Origin of the sequence: Escherichia sp. KTE31, from assembly GCF_000407925.1 — a bacterium.
GTDB classification, from domain to species: Bacteria; Pseudomonadota; Gammaproteobacteria; order Enterobacterales; family Enterobacteriaceae; genus Escherichia; species Escherichia ruysiae.
Window position 1 is genome coordinate 823093 of sequence record NZ_KE136726.1, and the last position, 20876, is coordinate 843968.

At 52.9% G+C, this 20876-nt stretch carries 19 protein-coding genes; 5 read left to right on the forward strand and 14 right to left on the reverse strand.

The features are described from left to right. Positions 1-17: 17 nt before the first annotated feature. The 8 genes from gltP to nrfA all read right to left on the reverse strand — a co-directional run bounded on the left by gltP (position 18) and on the right by nrfA (position 8049). Positions 18-1331, reverse strand: a complete 1314-nt coding sequence (gene gltP, locus WES_RS01815) for a glutamate/aspartate:proton symporter GltP (protein ID WP_001361135.1) — start codon at positions 1329-1331, stop codon at positions 18-20. Positions 1332-1672: 341 nt separating this feature from the next. Further along, positions 1673-2269, reverse strand: a complete 597-nt coding sequence (gene nrfG / locus WES_RS01810) for a heme lyase NrfEFG subunit NrfG (protein WP_016159889.1) — start codon at positions 2267-2269, stop codon at positions 1673-1675. Further along, complete coding sequence (nrfF, locus tag WES_RS01805) at positions 2266-2649, reverse strand: heme lyase NrfEFG subunit NrfF (protein ID WP_001032546.1); 384 nt, start codon at positions 2647-2649, stop codon at positions 2266-2268. The genes nrfG and nrfF overlap by 4 nt, the downstream gene beginning before the upstream one ends. Further along, entirely contained in the window at positions 2642-4360 is a 1719-nt protein-coding gene (locus tag WES_RS01800) for a heme lyase CcmF/NrfE family subunit (RefSeq protein ID WP_071599089.1), read from the reverse strand. Before WES_RS01800 ends, nrfF begins: the two co-directional genes overlap by 8 nt. A 19-nt stretch (positions 4361-4379) precedes the next feature. Continuing rightward, positions 4380-5336 carry a cytochrome c nitrite reductase subunit NrfD gene (gene nrfD, locus WES_RS01795; RefSeq protein ID WP_016159887.1) on the reverse strand — a complete coding sequence of 319 codons (957 nt, stop codon included), beginning with the start codon at positions 5334-5336 and terminating at the stop codon, positions 4380-4382. Continuing rightward, on the reverse strand, positions 5333-6004 hold the full coding sequence (gene nrfC, locus WES_RS01790; RefSeq protein WP_016159886.1) for a cytochrome c nitrite reductase Fe-S protein: 672 nt from the start codon (positions 6002-6004) through the stop codon (positions 5333-5335). Before nrfC ends, nrfD begins: the two co-directional genes overlap by 4 nt. Beyond that, a complete protein-coding gene (gene nrfB, locus WES_RS01785) occupies positions 6001-6567 on the reverse strand; it encodes a cytochrome c nitrite reductase pentaheme subunit (protein WP_010354304.1) in 567 nt (188 codons plus the stop codon). The genes nrfC and nrfB overlap by 4 nt, the downstream gene beginning before the upstream one ends. 45 nt (positions 6568-6612) lie before the next feature. Then, positions 6613-8049, reverse strand: a complete 1437-nt coding sequence (nrfA, locus tag WES_RS01780; RefSeq protein ID WP_016159885.1) for an ammonia-forming nitrite reductase cytochrome c552 subunit — start codon at positions 8047-8049, stop codon at positions 6613-6615. A 393-nt stretch (positions 8050-8442) separates the two neighbouring features. On the opposite strand from nrfA, the gene acs reads away from it, so the two are divergent. The 3 genes from acs to actP all read left to right on the forward strand — a co-directional run bounded on the left by acs (position 8443) and on the right by actP (position 12538). Next, a complete protein-coding gene (acs, locus tag WES_RS01775) occupies positions 8443-10401 on the forward strand; it encodes an acetate--CoA ligase (protein WP_016159884.1) in 1959 nt (652 codons plus the stop codon). Positions 10402-10577: 176 nt separating this feature from the next. Next, entirely contained in the window at positions 10578-10892 is a 315-nt protein-coding gene (locus tag WES_RS01770) for a DUF485 domain-containing protein (protein ID WP_001296646.1), read from the forward strand. Then, positions 10889-12538: a cation/acetate symporter ActP gene (actP, locus tag WES_RS01765; RefSeq protein WP_000832546.1), complete on the forward strand. Its 1650-nt coding sequence runs from the start codon at positions 10889-10891 to the stop codon at positions 12536-12538. Before WES_RS01770 ends, actP begins: the two co-directional genes overlap by 4 nt. A gap of 38 nt (positions 12539-12576) precedes the next feature. Here the strand turns inward: actP and WES_RS01760 are convergent, their stop codons facing one another. Both WES_RS01760 and WES_RS01755 read right to left on the reverse strand, forming a co-directional pair. Then, a complete protein-coding gene (locus WES_RS01760) occupies positions 12577-13266 on the reverse strand; it encodes an LrgB family protein (protein ID WP_000181101.1) in 690 nt (229 codons plus the stop codon). After that, positions 13259-13669 (reverse strand): CidA/LrgA family protein, encoded by a 411-nt coding sequence (locus WES_RS01755; protein WP_000109438.1) that lies wholly within the window; start codon positions 13667-13669, stop codon positions 13259-13261. The genes WES_RS01760 and WES_RS01755 overlap by 8 nt, the downstream gene beginning before the upstream one ends. Before the next feature lie 103 nt (positions 13670-13772). Here WES_RS01755 and WES_RS01750 point away from each other — a divergent pair, with 103 nt between their 5' ends. After that, on the forward strand, positions 13773-14657 hold the full coding sequence (locus WES_RS01750; RefSeq protein ID WP_016159883.1) for a LysR family transcriptional regulator: 885 nt from the start codon (positions 13773-13775) through the stop codon (positions 14655-14657). A gap of 35 nt (positions 14658-14692) precedes the next feature. On the opposite strand, the gene WES_RS01745 is transcribed toward WES_RS01750, so the two are convergent. The 3 genes from WES_RS01745 to soxR all read right to left on the reverse strand — a co-directional run bounded on the left by WES_RS01745 (position 14693) and on the right by soxR (position 18853). Further along, on the reverse strand, positions 14693-16342 hold the full coding sequence (locus tag WES_RS01745; RefSeq protein ID WP_000402211.1) for a Na+/H+ antiporter: 1650 nt from the start codon (positions 16340-16342) through the stop codon (positions 14693-14695). Between the two features lie 150 nt (positions 16343-16492). Beyond that, positions 16493-17842, reverse strand: coding sequence for a guanine/hypoxanthine transporter GhxP (ghxP, locus tag WES_RS01740; RefSeq protein WP_000106865.1), 1350 nt, complete (start codon positions 17840-17842; stop codon positions 16493-16495). Between the two features lie 546 nt (positions 17843-18388). Further along, a complete protein-coding gene (soxR, locus tag WES_RS01735) occupies positions 18389-18853 on the reverse strand; it encodes a redox-sensitive transcriptional activator SoxR (RefSeq protein ID WP_000412428.1) in 465 nt (154 codons plus the stop codon). 85 nt (positions 18854-18938) lie between these two features. On the opposite strand from soxR, the gene soxS reads away from it, so the two are divergent. Then, complete coding sequence (gene soxS / locus WES_RS01730; protein ID WP_000019358.1) at positions 18939-19262, forward strand: superoxide response transcriptional regulator SoxS; 324 nt, start codon at positions 18939-18941, stop codon at positions 19260-19262. Positions 19263-19264: 2 nt separating this feature from the next. Here the strand turns inward: soxS and WES_RS01725 are convergent, their stop codons facing one another. Then, a complete protein-coding gene (locus WES_RS01725) occupies positions 19265-20851 on the reverse strand; it encodes an EAL domain-containing protein (protein ID WP_000019885.1) in 1587 nt (528 codons plus the stop codon). Between the last annotated feature and the right edge of the window lie 25 nt (positions 20852-20876).

The following is a 20876-nucleotide window of genomic DNA, read 5'->3' on the forward strand; positions in this document are numbered from 1 at the left end:
CTCCCGGCAATCTTCAATTATTGATCCGCAGTCTTATCAAATTTGCCCAGCACTTCACGCTCATAAGCCAGCGCCTTTTTGCGGTCAAATTTGTGTTCCCACTTGGCAATCACCAGCACCGCCAGCGCATTACCCACCACGTTCAGCGCGGTACGTGCCATGTCGAGGATACGGTCAACACCGGCAATAAACGCCAGGCCTTCCAGCGGAATACCCACGCTCCCCAGCGTTGCCAGCAACACCACAAACGACACGCCAGGCACGCCAGCAATCCCTTTCGAGGTCACCATCAGCGTCAGCACCAGAATGATTTCCTGCCAGATGGACAAATCAATGCCATACAACTGCGCGATGAAGATAGCGGCAATACTTTGATACAGCGTCGAACCATCAAGGTTAAAAGAGTAACCGGTCGGCACCACGAAGCTGGTGATCGACGCCGGTGCTCCGTAGGCTTCCATCTTCTCAATAATTCGCGGCAGTACGCTTTCAGAGCTGGCAGTGGAGTACGCCAGAATCAGCTCATCTTTCAGAATACGAATCAGGATCCAGACGCTTAACCCACACAGGCGCGCCACAATTCCCAGCACTACCAGCGCGAAGAACAGAATGGCGAAATGCACCAGCAGCACCAGTTTCGCCAGTGGCCACAGAGAAGAGAAACCGAAGTTAGCCACCGTCACCGCAATCAGCGCAAATACACCCACCGGTGCATAACGCATCACCATGTGAGTCACTTTAAACATGGTTTCAGAGATGGAGCGGAACACGGTCACCAGCGGTTCACGATGCGTCGCGGGCAGGGAGGAAAGCCCCAGACCAAACAGCACCGAGAAGAAGATGATCGGCAGCATTTCGCCTTTCGCCATCGACGCCACAATGTTCGTCGGCACCAGCGACAAAATCGTGCCCATAATGCCGTGGGAACTGCTTTGTACCGCTTCCGTAGTGCTCTGATATTTCGAGATATCAACGGTCGCCAGCTGCGACATATCCACCCCGGCACCGGGCTGGAAGACGTTCGCCAGAGTGATCCCCAAAATGATGGCGACGGTGGTGATCACCTCGAAGTAGATAATGGTTTTCGCGCCAATACGCCCGAGCTGTTTGGCATCACCCACACCCGCGATACCCACCACCAGCGTGGAGATCACAATCGGCACAACAATCATTTTGATCAGGTGGATGAAGATATCACCCGCCGGAGAGAGCAAATTGACGACCAGCCATTCGCGACTGTCGCTATGGTAGTGCAGGTAGCTTCCCAGGAGAATGCCCAGCACCATAGCAAACAGAATCTGCCAGGCCAGGCTGAATTTTATATTTTTCATATGAATGACTTCCTCAATGGAGCGCCGTTCCCCGCTCAGAAACGCGAGAACGTGACATACTGCCAGGGCATGAATTGTGTTGCGTTGGTTTGTAGATTTTTTTAACGCTTATGATCAGTATCATTTGCGCGGTATGTTGCGCAACCCTTTAACAACAGAGCTTTTCGCTGCATTAATGCATAATAACGCGAGTTTATGGCAGGATTAATGAATAACCATTTGTTATGGAAAGATTTTTATTTGTTTAATCTGCAATAATACTGATTGGTGATTATTTTTGTCATATGTTCATTCGATTATTTTTTACGCAGCTCAATAACATAATCTGCAACACCGAATGATTAGTCCGATCGCCGTTGAAGGAGTTTTGCCATATTAATCGACTCAACCAACTGTGTCCGGTTGACCCTGGGTGAATTGAGATCCATCACTTTTTGCCATAGTTCGATGGCCTGCGCGTAATTCGCCTGCATAAACGCATCGGAAGCCAGCAGCATCAGGGCGGTGATTTCGTTTTCGTCCAGCGCGAGAGCTTTGTCGATCATCGCGCGAGTCTGGGCGGTCATATGCTGGGTGGCCTGGTAATAAAGCACCGTCGCCAGCGCCGCATACAGTTCAGCGTTCTCACCACGTAGTTGCAACGCCTGACGGTACGCCAGCAGCGAATTGCTGTAATCGTTTTGCCACAGATAGTACTCGCCCAGTAACGCCCATTGTTCGCTGTTTTGTGGATTAGCGCGGATTTTATCCTGCAATACCTGAAGCTGCGCTTCCGGGGTTTGCTGGCTGGCAAACTGATGTAGCGGATCGCGCTGACGCTGATACTCCGCACGTACCGCCTGCCATTTTGGGCTTAACAGATAACTGCCGACACAGAGAAATAGCATCAAAATCGTGAGTATTGTCAGCATTTTCACCGGTATTTTGGGCTGTTTCATCGCTTCGCCCTCACTCGCCAGAGGATCAGTGCCATCAGCAGTAACAACACCACAGGCAGCGCCCACAACACCAGCGTCTGACCCGTTAACGGTGGGTTATAGCGAACAAAATCTCCGTAGCGTTCGGTCATCCAGCCAATGATTTCGACTTCGTTCTTCCCCTCCGCCACCATGCTGTAAACCTGATGGCGCATACTGACTGCCACCGGCGCGTTGGATTCCAGTAAGTTCTGATTTTGGCACTGCGGACAACGTAACTGGCTGGCAATATTTAACGCCTGTTGCTGTTGTTGCGGATTGGCGAATTGCCAGGTGTCTACAACCTGAGCGCGCGCAAAACAGGTAAATAACAGCAGTAGCGTGAGAAGTCCTTTATTCATCGCGCTTCCTCCCCCGCCATCCGCTTAACAATGCGCCCGCAATCATCAACAATCCTCCCCCCCAGATCCAGCGCACACCGCTTTGTACATACAAACGAAAAGCGTAACGATCCGCTCCGGTTTTTTCACCCATGACCGCATACCAGTCATGGATGCCGTTCCAGCGAATTGACGGCTCCATCATTTGCTGACGACGTGCTTCGTAAAAACGCCGCTCCGGTGTCAGTTCACCAATGCGTTGCTGATGGTCAAATAACGCCACTATCGCTTTTTCGCTGGTGTAATTACCTTTGGCTTGTAGATCGAGGCGCTCAAAACGGAAGGTGTATCCTGCCAGCGTCACCTGCTGACCCGGCTGTAAATTCAGGCTGATCTCCTGACGGCTGACGCTGGAGACCACGATCCCGGCGGCAAATAACAGCACGCCCGCATGAGCTACCAGCGCCGGAAGCTGCACGCGTTTGCCAGAGACAAACGTCGCCAGCACAATCACCACCAGCATCAACAGACCAAACGGTAACGTCGCGCGGTTAAAATACGGCGCGCCAACGGAGAGGCGTCCCCAGCCCAGCAGGCCGTAAATCATCGGATAAAGCGTTCCCACCAGCACGATCAGTAGCACTGCGCAAAACAGCAACAGCGTAGCGAGGATTAACATTTCTCGCGATAACCCCGAAAAACGCCCCGCCGGCTCACCGTCCCGCGCTCGCCAGCCATATAGCGCCAGAGACGCAAGGCTAATCAGCGCAAACAGGCTAAACAGCGGCACAGCGCGGACATTATCCAGCGCGAACGCATGAACCGAAACCAGAATGCCAGAACGGACAATCAACGTGCCCAGCAAGGACAACATCAGGGTAACTATCGCCAGCAGCAGCGACCAGTGGCGGAAAATCCCCCGCTGGCGTGTCAGGGACAAACTGTGCAGCAGCGCAGTGGCAGAAAGCCAGGGTAATAAAGAGGCGTTTTCCACCGGATCCCAGAACCACCAGCCACCCCAGCCCAGTTCGCAATAGGCCCACCAGGAACCGAGGATGATCCCCGCCGTTAATGCGCTCCAGCCAGGTAGTGCCCAGCGCCAGCAAATTCGGGCGCTGATCGCATCAAACTCGCCGCGCAGTAAACTCGCCAGCGCCACGCTCGCCGCCATCATCAAACCGCCATAACCGAGATAAAGCAGCGGTGGATGAAAGATAAGACCGGGATGTTGCAGCATCGGATTGAGATCGCGACCTTCAATTGCTGGCGGAAATATCCGTACAAAGGGATCGGACCACAGCACCACAAACAGCAACAGTGCGGCGAGCATGAGAGATAAAACGGCTAACGTCAGCGGAAATAACGGATCGGTTTGCTGCCGATAATGCCAGGCAAACAGCGCGCTCCAGGCGGAAAGTAACAACACCCAAAGTAGCAACGAACCTTCATGACCGCCCCACACCGCCGCCAGTTTGAGTTCCCACGACAGCAGGCTGTAGCTATGTTGGGCGACATAAATGACCGAGAAATCGCTGATGAGAAAACAATATGTCAGCACGCCAAAGGCGAGCAGCAGGAGCACGAACTGCGCCAGAATGCCGATGCAAGTGAGTCGCATCATGGCAGGCCAGCGCAACCGCACTCCCGCGAAGGTCGTCAACGGGGTCAACACATTGACCCCAAGACTTAACAACAACGCCAGAAAACCGACTTCAGGAAGGAATACGTCCAGAAACCACCTCTTTTCTGGTTTATGCCACCGTCAACTGTCCGGCGTAGAGAATGAAAAAGCGCAGCATCAATACACCGACCAGGCTGGCTCCACACGCCGCCAGCACGGCAGGAATGCCGGAACTGCGATTCACCCACGGTTTGAGCAGCATTGGCACAATCAGCCCCAGCCCGGCAACACCAAGCCAGAACCACCACGTCCAGAAACCGCCGCCCAACGCCGCCACCAGCGCACGCACTTTACCGTCATCGCCCAGCGCCAGACCGACGAAAAACGCCACCAGCAGGAAGATTTCACCCCATACCACGGGAATTTCCATACGGTGAACAAAGTGCGCTTCCGTAGAATGCGGATTACTGCGCTGGCGTATCGCCATGGCGATCAGCGCCACCGCCGCACCGGACGAGATACCGGAGAACAGGAACAGCACCGGCAGGATCGGGTTATTGAGGAACGGATACGATTTCAGCGCCGACAGCAGAAAGCCGGTATAAGCCCCCAACAACACCGCCAGCACCAGCATCAGCGTTTCCAGTCCGCGATGAACGGGCGTCAGCAGGTTCAAAACCTTTTGCACGATCCCCAGCTTCGGCAACCAGCGTTGTTGCAGGGCAAGCAAATCGTGTTCAAAGATTTTCGCCAGCCACAGCACCAGCACCACCATGTAGAGCTGAAACAGCATTACCCCCATCGACATCACCGAGGTAAAACTGTAGTGGAACATCAGCTTCCAGAAGGTCCACGGTCTCGTCAGGTGGAAGACGAGGATCAACAGACCGAGGATCACCGCGCCAGGCCCGACAATCAGCGTGGTTCGCAGCAACGTACTGTCTGCGCCGCCCGCCTGCGGGTAGAAGCGACGCAGCAACACCGCCAGCGTCACCAGCCCGGCAGAAATCCCCACCAAAAACAGATAGATGGCAATCGGCCAGTCCCACACCAGTGATTCAAAATGAAATGCGGAAGCCTGCGTCATTGGCTCACCTCCCCGTATTTAAACGGTACGCGGTACAGCTTCGGTTTGGTTCCCAGCGCCAGCTTGTAGCGGTAAGTGGGCTTCTGGCGCAGCAGTTGCGAAATCTCACTGTTAGGATCGTCCAGATTGCCAAACGTCAGCGCCTTCGTCGGGCAAGCCTCAACGCACGCGGGCAGCTTACCGGCCTGCAAATTGGTCTTACGGCAGAAATCGCATTTGTCCGCCGTCTTCGTGACCGGATGGATAAAGCGCACGCGGTACGGACAGGCGGCGATGCAGTACTGACAACCGACGCAGAGATCCGGGTTAACATCGACAATCCCGCTGGCAGCATCGCGAAAAGACGCACCTGTCGGGCAGACGTCAACGCACGGCGCATGGTCGCAGTGCTGGCAAGACTTACGGAAGAAGCGATATTTCACATCAGGAAATTCGCCCTGTGGCTCGCTACGAATAATCGTCAGGCGCGAGACACCTTCCGGCACCTTGTTCACTTCCCGACAAGCATCCATACAGGCGGTACAGCCGATGCATAACGACTCGTCATGCACCATGCCGTAACGCACGCCATTAATATTCAACGTTTTCGCCACCACGCGCCCTGCGGTGCCGCTGACGACTGCCAGCACGCCGACGCCGGTGAGAAACTGGCGACGTGACAAGGTCATGGCTGCTCCTTAAGCAACGGAACAGACGCCGGGTTAAAGTTCGGATTGGTGCGCTGATCGCTGTGGCAATCGACGCAAATCTTAATCCGTCCTTTGTCACTTAACGTCTGCATCGTATCTTGCTGTGGATGCAGGGAATGGCAGCTGGCGCACGCCACTTTGGTCACGTGGACATCGTGCGGCCAGAACGCTTTTTGCAACTGTTCCGGCAGATGGCAGGACATACAAACGCTGTTCTGCTCACCAACGTTGTACATCGGCTCGTTAAAGCGCATCACATCTTTCACCCCTTCACGGTGTTGCGGTGACGGCTGGCCGTGACAGTTGGTGCAGGTGACCGGCAGTTTATTATTTGGGTTGATAACGGAAGCATGTTTGCCATGCATACCTTCGGTGTCTGGCTTATGACAGTCCAGACAGGCGGCATCCGGGTTACGCTGCTGGGTAACTTCGTAGCGATCTTCAGATGCCTGCGCCGCAGGGGTAGCGGTAATTCCGTTCAGGCTCCACAACAGGCCCGACGCCAGCACCCCGGCAGTTAATAACGAACGTAATACGCTCATATTCACTCCATTGTGTTTTCCGCCCCTTGCGAGGCGGAACGGGGGTTATTGGCTTAACAGACCGTTTTTACGTGCCTGCTCTTCCCACTGCGGGATCACCGTTTTGATGAAGTCCTGCTTCTCGGCCTTGATTTGCTCCATGTTCAGGCCAATTGCCTGCTGGGCTTTCTCTTTGGTCGAGATATCCGGGATCTGGATTTCATGGGTGATGCCTTTGGTCGCCAGCAGGCGCGCCAGTTTAGTGCGCGCATCCGCCGCTTTATCCATCGCCGTACCGAGCATCCTCAGACCTTCTTCCGGTGCGTGCATATGAATGCCGTGGGAAGCGATCGCCAGATCCCAACGCCACTGAGCATGACGGATATCGTCCTGAATCGGCTTCATTTCGGCTTCCGTCGCGCCTGCATCCAGCGCCGCTTTCGCTTCGAAGTGAGCGTGAACCAGTTGATCTTCAACCTTGATTTTCAGGTCGTTAATCGACTGCTTACGTTCCGCGACCACTTTTTGCAAGGCAGCTTTGTCCTGGGTATGGCAGTTCGCACAGGTCTGGGCGAAGTTATCAAACGGATTACCAATTTTATGGTCGGTGTAGAGTTTGCCTTCGGCGTTCTGCACTTTCGGCATGTGACAGTCGATACAGGTCACGTTATTTTTGCCGTGAATGCCCGCACTCCAGGTTTCATATTCCGGATGCTGCGCTTTCAGCATTGGCGTTTTGGACAGGGAGTTAGTCCAGTCAGAGAAGGCAATTTTGTCGTAATACTGCTCCATGTTTTCGACTTTCATGCCGTTATCCCACGGGAATTTAACGGCTTTATCTTTACCGTCAAAGTAATACTCCACGTGGCATTGACCGCAGACCATCGACTGCTGGTCGAAGCGTCCGCCTTTCTCAAAAGGTTTACCAATCGCTTCCATCGCACGAGCCGCATACGGACGTGAAAGGGTTAACTCCGGTTTGCCTTTGGCGAACTCTGGCGAAGCAGTGTTATGGCAGTCAGCACAACCCAAGTTGTTGACGATTTCCGGGCCGCCGCGCGCCCATTTACCGTGGAAGTAGCCATCTTCGCCGTCTTTCTGGATCAGACGCGCCACATCCGGGCTTTTACAACTCCAGCAGGCCATTGGCATCGTGCCATCTTCGGCATTTTTCGGCGCACCGGTACGCAAAGTTTCACGCACATCGGTCACAGCAAAGGCATGTCCGCGCGGCTTGTTGTAATCGCGTGAGAAGGGATATCCCGCCCACAGGATCACCAGACGTGGATCTTCCGCCAGTGCGTCAACACGCTCTGATTGTTCCGAGGTGGCTTTCCAGGAGAGATATTGATCGGGGTGCTGCGGGGCAAAGGTTTCATTCTTCGCTTCCACAGTTACAGGTTTCGCGGGAGCGGCCGTTTGTTCAGCGTGAACAGAAGTGAAAAAGAAAAAAGGAATCAATAAGCTGAAGATACGGCGTGCGTTTATTTTTATCCTTGTCATAGGGGCTTCATCCAAATTTTGCCATTGAGGAAATGGCAGTTTTTATTGTTTTTTCATAACAGTAACCGCACATACACTGTTATGACATTGCTCGCCCCTATGTGTAACAAATAACCACACTCAGAATGTTGTCTTTAATCAATTGTAAGTGCATGTAAAATACCACTTTAGAGTTAGTCAGTATCTTCCTCGTTTTCAACAGCATGCATAACTGCATGTTCCTCAAAGAATTAATCAACTTTTGTTGGTGACCTTCAAAAATTACCCTGCCGTTTATTTGCACAATTCTACTTTTGCGTGATCTGTCGCCCAAATACTAAACAAAACTGCCAATACCCCTACATTTAACGCTTATGCCACATATTATTAACATCCTACAAGGAGAACAAAAGCATGAGTCAAATTCACAAACACACCATTCCTGCCAACATCGCAGACCATTGCCTGATAAACCCTCAGCAGTACGAGGCGATGTATCAACAATCTATTAACGCACCAGATACCTTCTGGGGCGAACAGGGAAAAATTCTCGACTGGATCAAACCCTACCAGAAGGTGAAAAACACCTCCTTTGCCCCCGGTAATGTGTCAATTAAATGGTACGAGGACGGCACGCTGAATCTGGCGGCAAACTGCCTTGACCGCCATCTGCAAGAAAACGGCGATCGTACCGCCATCATCTGGGAAGGCGATGACGCCAGCCAGAGCAAACATATCAGCTATAAAGAGCTGCACCGCGACGTCTGCCGCTTCGCCAATACCCTGCTCGAGCTGGGCATTAAAAAAGGTGATGTGGTGGCGATTTATATGCCAATGGTGCCAGAAGCCGCAGTCGCGATGCTGGCCTGCGCCCGCATTGGTGCGGTGCATTCGGTGATATTCGGCGGCTTCTCGCCGGAAGCCGTTGCCGGACGCATTATTGATTCTAACTCACGGTTGGTGATCACTTCCGACGAAGGTGTACGCGCCGGGCGCAGCATTCCGCTGAAGAAAAACGTCGATGACGCGCTGAAAAATCCGAACGTCACCAGCATTGAACATGTGGTTGTACTGAAGCGTACTGGCGGGAAAATTGACTGGCAGGAAGGGCGCGACCTGTGGTGGCACGACCTGGTTGAGCAAGCCAGCGATCAGCACCAGCCGGAAGAAGTAAACGCCGAAGATCCGTTGTTTATTCTCTACACCTCCGGTTCTACCGGTAAGCCGAAAGGCGTGCTGCACACTACCGGCGGTTATCTGGTGTACGCGGCGCTGACCTTTAAATATGTTTTTGATTATCATCCGGGCGATATCTACTGGTGCACCGCCGATGTGGGCTGGGTTACCGGACACAGTTACTTGCTGTACGGCCCGCTGGCCTGTGGGGCGACCACGCTGATGTTTGAAGGCGTACCGAACTGGCCGACGCCTGCCCGTATGGCGCAGGTGGTAGATAAGCATCAGGTCAATATTCTCTATACCGCGCCAACAGCCATTCGCGCACTGATGGCGGAAGGCGATAAAGCGATTGAAGGCACCGACCGTTCGTCGCTGCGTATTCTCGGCTCCGTGGGCGAGCCAATCAACCCGGAAGCGTGGGAGTGGTACTGGAAGAAGATAGGCAACGAGAAATGCCCGGTGGTTGATACCTGGTGGCAGACCGAAACCGGCGGTTTCATGATTACCCCACTGCCAGGCGCTACCGAGCTGAAAGCTGGTTCTGCTACGCGTCCGTTCTTCGGCGTGCAACCGGCGCTGGTCGATAACGAAGGTAACCCGCAGGAAGGCGCTACCGAAGGCAGCCTGGTGATCACCGACTCCTGGCCGGGTCAGGCGCGCACGCTGTTTGGCGATCACGAGCGTTTTGAGCAGACCTACTTCTCCACCTTCAAAAATATGTATTTCAGCGGCGACGGCGCGCGTCGTGATGAAGATGGCTATTACTGGATCACCGGGCGCGTGGACGACGTGCTGAACGTCTCTGGTCACCGTCTGGGAACGGCAGAGATTGAGTCGGCGCTGGTGGCGCATCCGAAGATAGCCGAAGCCGCTGTCGTCGGTATTCCGCACAATATTAAAGGTCAGGCGATTTACGCCTACGTCACGCTTAATCACGGGGAGGAACCGTCACCAGAACTGTACGCAGAAGTCCGCAACTGGGTGCGTAAAGAGATTGGCCCGCTGGCGACGCCAGACGTGCTGCACTGGACCGACTCCCTGCCTAAAACCCGCTCCGGCAAAATTATGCGCCGTATTCTGCGCAAAATTGCGGCGGGCGATACCAGCAACCTGGGCGATACCTCGACGCTTGCCGATCCTGGCGTAGTCGAGAAGCTGCTTGAAGAGAAGCAGGCTATCGCGATGCCATCGTAACCCACAATTGCCGGATGCGGCGTATAACGCCTTATCCGGTCTACATTTGGCAACGGCTGTAGGCCTGATAAGACGCGACAGCGGCGCATCAGGCGATGGGTTACCTGAGCGTTAACCTTCTCCCATAAGGGAGCAGGAATTAAAACAATCCCTACATTACCTCTGGAGAATCTGTGATGAATGGCACTATTTATCAGCGGATAGAAGACAATGCGCATTTCAGGGAGTTAGTCGAAAAACGGCAACGGTTTGCCACCATCCTGTCGATTATTATGCTGGCAGTTTATATCGGCTTTATTTTACTGATCGCCTTCGCGCCCGGCTGGCTGGGCACTCCGCTGAACCCGAACACCAGCGTCACACGCGGGATTCCAGTCGGTGTTGGAGTGATTGTGATCTCCTTTGTTCTCACTGGTATCTACATCTGGCGGGCGAACGGCGAATTTGACCGTCTTAATAATGAAGTCCTGCATGAGGTACAAGCATCATGAAAAGAGTTCTGACGGCGCTTGCCGCCACACTCCCTTTCGCAGCTAACGCGGCGGATGCTATTAGCGGGGCCGTAGAGCGCCAGCCAACGAACTGGCAGGCGATTATTATGTTCCTGATTTTCGTCGTGTTTACGCTCGGTATTACCTACTGGGCGTCAAAACGCGTACGTTCTCGTAATGACTACTACACCGCAGGCGGCAATATCACCGGTTTCCAGAACGGGCTGGCGATTGCGGGTGACTATATGTCTGCCGCCTCATTTTTGGGGATATCCGCGCTGGTGTTTACTTCCGGCTATGACGGCTTAATTTACTCGCTGGGCTTCCTGGTGGGCTGGCCGATCATTCTGTTCCTGATTGCCGAACGTCTGCGTAATCTCGGTCGCTATACCTTTGCCGATGTGGCCTCGTACCGTCTGAAGCAGGGACCAATTCGTATTCTTTCGGCCTGTGGTTCTCTGGTGGTCGTGGCACTTTACCTTATCGCCCAGATGGTAGGCGCAGGTAAACTGATCGAACTGCTGTTTGGCCTTAACTATCACATTGCGGTGGTTCTGGTCGGCGTACTGATGATGATGTACGTCCTGTTCGGCGGAATGCTGGCGACCACCTGGGTACAGATTATCAAAGCCGTACTGTTGCTGTTCGGTGCCAGCTTTATGGCCTTTATGGTGATGAAACACGTCGGCTTTAGCTTCAACAATCTGTTCAGCGAAGCGATGGCGGTACACCCGAAAGGTGTCGACATCATGAAGCCGGGCGGGCTGGTGAAAGATCCGATCTCCGCGCTGTCACTGGGGCTGGGACTGATGTTTGGTACGGCTGGCTTGCCGCATATTCTAATGCGTTTCTTTACGGTCAGCGATGCCCGTGAAGCGCGTAAGAGCGTGTTCTACGCCACCGGATTTATGGGTTACTTCTATATCCTGACCTTTATTATCGGTTTTGGCGCGATCATGCTGGTCGGTGCGAATCCGGCCTATAAAGACGCGGCAGGGGCGCTGATTGGCGGTAACAACATGGCGGCGGTTCACCTGGCCAATGCGGTAGGCGGTAACCTGTTCCTCGGCTTTATTTCAGCGGTTGCTTTCGCCACCATCCTCGCGGTGGTTGCGGGTCTGACGCTGGCAGGTGCATCGGCGGTTTCGCATGACCTGTACGCCAACGTCTTCAAAAAAGGCGCGACCGAACGTGAAGAGCTGCGGGTATCGAAAATCACCGTGCTAATTTTGGGCGTGATTGCCATTATCCTCGGCGTCCTGTTTGAGAATCAGAACATCGCCTTCATGGTGGGTCTGGCGTTTGCCATCGCGGCGAGCTGTAACTTCCCAATCATTCTGCTTTCTATGTACTGGTCGAAACTGACCACGCGTGGTGCGATGCTGGGCGGCTGGTTAGGATTGATTACTGCGGTGGTACTGATGATCCTCGGCCCGACTATTTGGGTACAGATCCTCGGTCACGAAAAAGCCATCTTCCCGTATGAATACCCGGCGCTGTTCTCGATCACCGTGGCATTCCTCGGCATCTGGTTCTTCTCGGCAACCGATAACTCAGCGGAAGGGGCGCGTGAGCGTGAACTGTTCCGTGCGCAATTTATCCGTTCCCAGACCGGCTTTGGCGTTGAGCAAGGCCGCGCGCATTAATCTCTACCCTTCCCCGGTCGCCTGATCGGGGAATTCCTTCAGAACATCATCCAGGCCACCAGCGGCGACACCAGTACCATCAATACGCCAGAAAGCATCATGACCAGACTGGCAACCACTCCCTCTTGTTGACCCAGTTCATACGATCGCGCAGTCCCGGCGCCATGAGACGCCGCGCCAAATCCAGCACCTTTCGCCATCCCTTCGCGAATAGATAGACGTAAAAACAGCACGTCGCCAATCGCCATACCAAACACGCCGGTGACCACCACAAACAGCGCCACCAGATCGGGCTGTCCGCCGAGCGACTGGCTCGCTGCCAGAGCAAATGGCGTAGTGACCGAACGCACCGCCAGGCTCCGCTGGATCTCATCCGGCAGGGTAAATAATCGCGCCAGCCACACCGAGCTGGTCACTGCCACCACCGTTGCCGTCAGTACGCCCGCCGTCAGCGACATCCAGTGACGTTTAATGATCGCCCGATTGTCATATACCGGCACCGCAAAGGCGATGGTTGCCGGGCCTAATAGCCATAGTAGCCAGTGCGCTTCGCCAATATAGTTTTGCCAGGAAATATTGCCAAAAACCAGCAGCATAACCAGTAGCGCAGGCGTCAGCACCAGAGGCATCAACGGCAGTTTACGAAAGCGGCGATAAAGGCGTTTGTTAAGAAAATAGATAACCAGCGTAATCGCCAGGCAGAGCATACTTAGCTGAAAATTAGTCACGGTTTAACCTGCGCATTTCATAGCGATAGACTTTTTCCACTACCCAGGCGGTCGTGCCCAGAACCATCACCGTGCTCAACGCGATCACCGCAAAAATACGCCAGCCATCCACCAGTAATAGTTGTGCATAGTTCACCACCGCCACTACGGCAGGGACAAAAAACAGCAGCATTTCGGCCAGTAACCAGCGCGCCCCGGCACGTACCCATTGCAGAGGAATAATGCGGCAAACAATCAGCGCCAGCATCAGGATCATCCCCACCAGATTGGCGGGTAGCGGCAAATGCAGCCAGGAGACGAGATATTGCGCAAAAATAAATAAACCTGCATACAGCACAACCTGCACAAATACCTGCATAGATTGCACAACGGCAGGGGTAATGCGGCGAAGCGCCACGGACATGAGGGGATATCCTGAAAATAAAACAGAACGCTAAGTATAGAGAGCCTCATGCCGCTACTGAAATGAATTAAAATCATTGCAGGTATAGTCAAAGGGAATAGTTATGGATATCAGAACGCTGCGTTATTTTGTCGAAGTCGTGCGCCAGCAGAGCTTCACCCGCGCAGCGGAGAAGCTGTTTGTGACCCAGCCCACCATCAGCAAAATGCTGAAGAATCTCGAAGATGAGCTGAACTGTATATTGTTGATCCGCGATGGCCGTCGGCTGCTTCTCACTGATACTGGTCGCGTCGTGTTTGAGCGTGCACTGGCAATTCTTGCTGAGTTTCGGCAACTGGAGGCCGAGCTGGACGATATAAACCAACTCAATAAAGGCATATTGCGGCTGGGAATTCCGCCAATGGTTGGCATGTTAATGGCTGGACCTGTGGGGCTGTTCCGCCAGTGTTACCCCGGCGTGGAACTAAAGATTTCGGAGTTTGGTGGTCTGACGGTACAACAAGCGGTAATGAACGGCGAACTGGATATGGCACTGACCGCCCTGCCAGTAGAAGAAAGTGGCCTGACAACGTTATCGCTGTTTAGTCATCCGCTTTGTGTGCTGGCGCCGCGTTCAGGTAAATGGCTTGAGCGTGATGCCGTCTCACCAGAGACACTGGCGGAACATCCTCTACTTATCTATAACGAAGATTTTGCCTTAAGTAAGCAATTAATGGCGTTATTCGATGAACATGGCGTTAAGCCGAGGATTGCGGTTCGCAGCGGGCAATGGGATTTTCTCGCCGCGATGGTTCAGGCCGGTGTCGGAATAGCCATTTTGCCGGAACCCATTTGCCAGCGATTAGATAAAAACACCTTAAAATGGCTGCCGCTGGAAAGCGAACTACGCTGGAAATTAGGCATGATTTGGCGTGAGGGCGTTTACCTTTCCCACTGTGCCCAGGCGTGGCTGACCTGTTGTGAAGGATACTGGTTAACCCCAGAGTAAGGCAGGTTGGCGGGCTCACCCGCCAACCATGCAGATTATTGATTTTCCTCAATCAACAACGCTTCCAGCAAATCGAGATCGTGCAGTAATTTTTGCAGCGTTTCGTTGCTGATCTCCCGCGTGGCGCGCAGGTGGTAGAGTTCAGCGCGTTCAGAACGCAGCGCCGCCAGACGGAAGCGACGCTCCAGGTTCTCTTCCTGAACCGAACTTTCGACGTCGTTGCGACCATCGGCGCGACGGCGCAGATTACCAATGACGCGAGAGCTGACTTCAGTGAGCAACTGGTTGTCGATATTCTCTTCGGTGTCCGCCGCCAGACGCTCCTCCATTTTCTGGATCGCCACAATCGCCACTTCAGCGGTTGCTGCACGCGCGATTCGCTCCTCTTTCAACTGTTGAGAGTGGTCCGCGACTTCAATGTGTTGCAGCAGAACAGGCAGCATCACTACACCGACAAACAGCGAAAAGAGAATGACGCCAGCCGCCAGGAACACCAGCTCATAACGCGCCGGGAAGACATTTCCATCCGGCAACAGCAGAGGGATAGAGAGCACACCAGCAAGAGTGATTGCCCCGCGCACCCCAGCGAAAGACGCGATCAGAATTTCTCGTGTAGTCCACGAACCAAACTCCATCGGCTTCTTCTTCAGGAAACGGTTGCTGAACTTTTTCATCGTCCACAGCCAGCCAAAACGCACCAGCATCAGCGCCGCATAAATCAAGATGATGTCGGTAAACAGCATCCAGATTTCGACGTTAGGGTCAATTTCCGCCGCAACCAGCGACGTTTCCAGAATCCCTGGCAGTTGCAGGCCCAGCAGCAAGAACACCATGCCGTTAAAGACAAATTCCAGCATCGCCCAGGTGCTGTTCGCGCGCAATCGCATCGCCAGCGGCGCACGGCGCATCACGCCGGAACGGGTGATGGTCATCCCGGCGGCAACTGCTGCGAGGATGCCGGAAACGCCAATATGTTCGGCAATCAGATAAGAGGCAAACGGCAGCAGGAACAGCAATACGATCTGCGTCGCGGGTTCATCGCCGCCCCAGCGACTGAGGAAACGCAACGAGCGACCATACAGCCAGCTCACCACGAAGCCCGCCAGAATGCCGCCAATGGCCACTTTCATAAATTCGACCGTCGCACCGCCGACGGTGAAGATCATCGTCCCCATCGCAACTGCTACAGCAAACTTCAGCGACACCAGGCCGGAGGCGTCATTCATCAACGCTTCGCCCTGCAAAATGCCCATGATTTTTTTCGGAATGCGCCCTTCGCCAACAATCCCGGAGAGCGCCACGGCATCGGTCGGAGAGAGCACCGCCGCCAGCGCAAAGGCGGGTATCAGCGGGATACCCGGCACCACCCAGTAAATAAGGAAGCCAATGCCGACCACGGTGACCACCACCAGCGCCAGCGCGAGGCCGAATATTTCCCGACCATGTTCGAGAAATTCGCGGGTTGGTGTTTTCCAGCCATCAGCAAACAGCAACGGCGGGATAAACAAGACTAAAAAGAGTTCAGGATCAAACTCCACATGCAAACCAAACGTCGGCCACGCCAGTAGCGCACCGATGGCAATTTGCATAAGCGGAAGCGGGATCTGAAAGGGCATGACACGAGTGACCACCCCGGACAGCGAGACCACGAGGGTCATTATCAGTATGGTGAAGAAGATTTCCATGCGTTCCCTGTTTGCAATGTTTTTTATGATTTGAGAAAGGCGTTATGCCCGGACTCTCAGTTTTTCAGAATATCGCAAAAGCTCACACAATGTACGGAGAAAAATAAAAACGGGCAGCCATTGCCACCCGTTTTCAGAATCTTATTAAGCTTAGATGGCCCAGCCTCCGGCATAGAAGGTGACCAGCGCCACGGCGATAACGACCGTACCGATGTTCAGCTTACGCCATTCGCCAGAAACCAGACGACCAATCACCAGGGTCGCGAAGCCGATCATGATGCCAGTTACGATATTACAGGTCAGCACGATGAATACTGCCGTTACCAGACCCGCCATTGCATCGACGAAATCAGCAAAGTCGATTTTCGCCACGTTGCTCAACATCAACAGGCCAACGTACATCAGCGCCGGAGCTGTTGCGTAACCCGGAACGAGGTAAGAGAGCGGAGAGAGGAACAGAATCAGCAGGAACAGCACGCCAACCGTGATTGCCGTCAGACCGGTTTTACCGCCCGCCGCTGTACCCGCCGCAGACTCAATGTATACCGCAGCCGGAGCCGCACCGACCAGGCCAGAGAAAACACTGCTCAGGGAGTCGGTGGTCAGAGCTTTGCCGCCGTCGATAATCTGCCCGTCTTTATCCAGCAGGTTCGCCTGACCGGCTACCGCACGGATGGTTCCGGTGGCATCGAAAACAGCAGTCATCACCAACGCCAGTACGCTCGGCAGTACCACAGGGTTCAGCGCCCCCATAATATCCAGGCTACCAATTAGCGAATTACCGTTCTCATCGCTCAATGAAGGCATGGCGAAAACGCCAGAGAAGTGGACGTTAGGATCAAAAAGCAGACCCACAATCGAGATGCCGATAATGGTTAACAGGATACCGCCTGGTACTTTCAGTTTTTCCAGGCCGATAATCACCGCCAGACCTACCAGCGACATAATCACCGGGAAGGTCGCGAAATCACCCAGCGCCACTGGCAGACCATCGAGCGGGTTTTTAATCACCAGACCGACGCCATTGGCAGCAATCAGCAGCAAGAACAGGCCGATACCAATCCCCGTGCCGTGCGCCACGCCGTGCGGCAAGTTGCGCAAAATCCAGCTACGGATACCCGTGGCAGAAATTACCGTAAACAGCACACCCATCAGGAACACGGCACCCAGCGCGACAGGTACGCTAATATGTTGCCCCAGCACCAGGCTGAATGCGGTAAACGCCGTCAGAGAGATGGCGCAGCCGATAGCCAACGGCAGATTGGCCCATAACCCCATCGCGATAGAGCCAATCCCGGCAACCAGACAAGTCGCAACAAAAACTGCCGCTGGCGGGAAGCCCGCTTTACCCAACATACCTGGAACGACGATAACCGAGTAAACCATCGCCAGAAACGTTGTTAACCCGGCAACCACTTCCTGACGGACGGTGCTTCCGCGTTGTGAAATTTTAAACCAGGCGTCGAGTGAACCGCCGGTACGCGCTGATGGCGTAGACATAAGAAAACATCCCCTGAGAGTTTATTTTTCGTCAAGATGCGTGGCGGACAATCCCCTGCCAGCGAAACGTTATCTTCCTGCTTCAGGTTTGCGACAATCTGGGGCGTCGCAAAAAAGCAAACGTTTAGCTCCGCGCATACAAAACGGGTGGTAAAAAAAAGCAAACGATTATCCGGCGATCATAGCGGCTTTTTCAACCGAAGTTTGCTGCTTTTTTCCCTTTTCTTGTGTTGACGATGAAAAACCAGGCAATTGATGCGCAAACGTTATCGTTGATGCGCAAAATTACGGCATTTGTAGGCAACTTGTGGCGAAGGTTCGCGGTAAAAAATCACGCAAGATGACAAAAATATTGCGGCTAAAAAGGATCACTTTGCACTGGCGAAGAAACAGCGGTGACATACAATTAAAGTATCAACACTAACCGGAACCTCCACCACGTGCTCGAATGAGGTGTGTTGACGTCGGGGGAAACCCTCCCGTGTACCAGCGGGATAGAGTGAAAGACAAAGACCGGAAAACAAACTAAAGCGCCCTTGTGGCGCTTTAGTTTTGTTCATCTTCCAGCAAGCGTGCGCCGGTGCCTTCTTCCCCTAAGCGGTCGCCAGGGTTACGCAACGGGCAGTCGCTACGCGAAAGGCAGCCGCAGCCAATACAACCGTCCAGTTCATCACGCAGCGCGACTAAGGTATGAATGCGCCGATCCAATTCTTCTCGCCATTGCGAAGATAGCTGTTTCCACTCTTTCGCACTTAACGTATGCCCTTCGGGCAACACACCAAACGCTTCACCAATGGTCGCCAGCGGAATGCCAATGCGTTGAGCAATTTTGATAATTGCGACATATCGCAACACATCACGCTTATATCGCCGCTGATTACCGCTATTGCGGATACTGGTAATCAATCCTTTGCTTTCATAGAAGTGCAGCGCCGATACCGCCACGCCGCTACGTTTCGCCACTTCGCCTGGAGTAAGCAAGGCTTTAATGCGGGGTAATTTCTTTTCCATAAATCGCTTTACCTCAAGTTAACTTGAGGAATTATACTCCCCAACAGATGAATTAACGAACTGAACACTGAAAAGAGGCAGATTTATGTCCCATCAGAAAATTATTCAGGATCTTATCGCATGGATTGACGAGCATATCGACCAGCCGCTGAACATTGATGTGGTGGCGAAAAAATCAGGTTATTCAAAGTGGTATTTACAGCGGATGTTCCGCACAGTGACGCATCAGACGCTTGGCGATTACATTCGTCAACGCCGCCTGCTACTGGCTGCCGTTGAACTGCGCACCACCGAGCGCCCTATTTTTGATATCGCGATGGATCTGGGTTACGTCTCACAGCAGACCTTTTCCCGCGTTTTCCGTCGGCAATTTGATCGCACTCCCAGCGATTACCGCCACCGGCTCTAGGGTTACTGCCCGCGCATGGCGTCATGCGCGGGTAATTGCTCTGCCCATGCCATAAAAACCTGCGGCGGCATCGCCTTTGCAAAGTACCAGCCCTGACAATAGCGCACGCCGCGTTTGCGCAGCCAGTTGACCTGATCCTCAGTTTCCACCCCTTCTGCAATCGTTTTTAGACCCAGACTGTGTGCCAGTTCGATGATGTGTTCCGCTATCAAATGGCTGGTTTTATGCGTGGTCAACGTCTCAACAAACGATTTATCGATTTTCAGGATATCAATATTCAATGAGTTAAGGTTATGCAGGTTGGAGTAGCCAATACCAAAGTCATCGATCGCCACTTCGTAACCAGCCTGACGGAAAGCCAGAATAATCGGCGTCATTTTGGCAACATCAAGAAATGCATGTTCAGTGACTTCAAATTTAATTTGCTGCGGACGCACCGTGAATTGCTCTATTTTTTGATTAGTTAAGGCAATCACCCTTGAAGTATGAAAATCGGAGGCAGACAAATTAATTGAAGTAGATAATTCAGGGTGTTTTTCCAGCCAGGAACCGAGATCGTCAAACACCATATTAATAACATAATCTGTCACCTGCGCAATTAGCCCCTCTTGTTCCGCCAGCGGAATAAACTCTGCTGGCGTCATTACCTGTCCCTGATTCCCCGGCCAGCGTAGCAATGCCTCAGCGCCAATACATTTATTCGTTTTAATATCAATAATCGGTTGGTAATAGAGACAAAGCTGCCGTTTTTCGAGGGCACGTTGCAATTTACGCTTAGGTGACTGGTACTTCTGGTTTATACGCAGCCAGAGTAAAAGCAACACCAGGCTGCCCATAATGCCTGCCGGTAAGGCAAATACAAGGTGATTATAAAAATGTGACAAAATGCGCTGAGTTGAGGTTGCAACGATAGCAGCAATGGGACGTTTTGTTGAATGGACTATCGCATATAAATAACCGTTATGCTGTACGGTTATTTCCCTTTGATGAATCAATGGTGAAAATTTTTCTGCTGAGGCTTGTTTGCTTAAAGAGAAAAAGGTTTTCGTCACCGTATCATATACCCCCCATTGCAGCGTTGGATCGTCAGACATCACCTCGCTCCAGAATAAAGGGTTAATTACCGCGACATAGTTTCCTCGCTGCATATAAGTCATTTTATAACCGGCAAAAAAAGGAGTGTCGCGATAATAATAGATTGAGACATTAGGTTCACGCTTATAGTTCGCTGGCGGCATCGTATAGCCGTTAACGGGAGCCATTAATGTTGAGCATAAAAAAAGGTTATCGTGGGCATAGATCAATTCGTTGATATAAAGATAACCACGGATAATATTCAGCATTTGTTGTTGATGAGAGGGAGTACAAATTTGTCCCTGATAGCGTTCCGCATCGTCGCTTGCTAAATCTGCCTGGCGAATGACCAGCTCGGATTTCTCCAGTGCCAACAGAGCAAAAGCACGCAGTTGATTATTCGCTTCCGCTTTAGCCCAAAGAAAGGCAATCCATAGCGACAGAATGATGGGAAGGAGGACTACAAAGATAATACCCGGCAACGCCAGCAATTTGTGTCGCACACTATGGCTCATTTCTATCAATTCCCTGCCTGGTTAT